Raw genomic sequence first — 1,042 nt, 5'->3', positions numbered from 1 at the left:
ACTCGTTAAATGCCTTCGCCAGCTGACCAATTTCATCTTGCGTATTAATTTGGATTCGTTGGCTAAGATCACCATCACCTGAAGCGATTTGCGCCATTGCGTCTTTGATGTCGTTTAATGGTTTAAGTACTGTGCGTAGCAGCAGGAATACCATGCCAAGTGCCGCTAAGATCACAACGATGATACCCATTTCTAAAATCGATTCTGCTCGTGCAGTCGCCGCAGAAATGTCTGACTTCAACTCACCTTGCTTATCTTCGATAGCACTTTTCACGACATTGAGCTGGGCGCGAACATCAACAAATTGCTCCTCAAACGTGTTCTTGTGCTCGTTGTAGTAGCTTAGCCATTGAGATTGAGGCTTGCTCAACATCACTTCGTAACTTTGTAGCCACTTTTGACCTAAAGTCACCAGTTTTTGTACATCAGCACCGTGTGATGCAGGCATCACTCCCGCACGCGATAGCTCAATCACTTTTTCCATACGCGGTAACGCTTTGTAAGCATTGTCTTTGTACTCGTTAATGTGATGATCAATATCTGCTTGTGTTTCTGCTAAGGCAATACCTTGAACAGCAGAAGTCGCTTGGTAGAGATCGCGGTACGCATCTTCAATCGTGAACAGGTTTGGTACGATCTGTTCATTTAAGGTGTCGCTTAATTCAGATTGCTTGCTCGTTGTCATAACATTTAATACTGAGCTCACGGTGAACAATCCAATTATCAAAGATAGAGGAATCACTATCTTTTGTTTGATTGTAAAGTTTTGGAACATGAATAGATTCCCTTAATATATATGTACAATTCGTTCACTATCATATCAAACAAATGGACTATTCAACTGAGTAACTAGATCAACTTTATCTAATATTTCTTGTCTTTTTGATAACGGTTCTGTTTTCAACAATTAATTGATTTATAGGAAATTTTCTTTAATCGAGGCAAATCACAAGAATGATGAAAAATAAATGATTCACGACGTGAAAAATGTAACAAAATAGTACTTAAGTTGATTTCAACGTAGCCTGATTTTATTCATGTT

The 1,042-nt window shown here is 39.0% G+C and carries 1 protein-coding gene; it reads right to left on the bottom strand.

Annotation, left to right across the window (positions count from 1 at the left end):
- Positions 1-775 (bottom strand): HAMP domain-containing protein (locus R8O11_RS25280; protein ID WP_318194619.1); only part of this gene is annotated, 775 nt, incomplete at its 3' end.
- Positions 776-1,042 lie beyond the last annotated feature (267 nt).

Source organism: Vibrio sp. 1288 (genome assembly GCF_033344475.1).
Note: the sequence above shows the minus strand (reverse complement) of the source record. Positions and strands in the feature narration are given on the sequence as shown.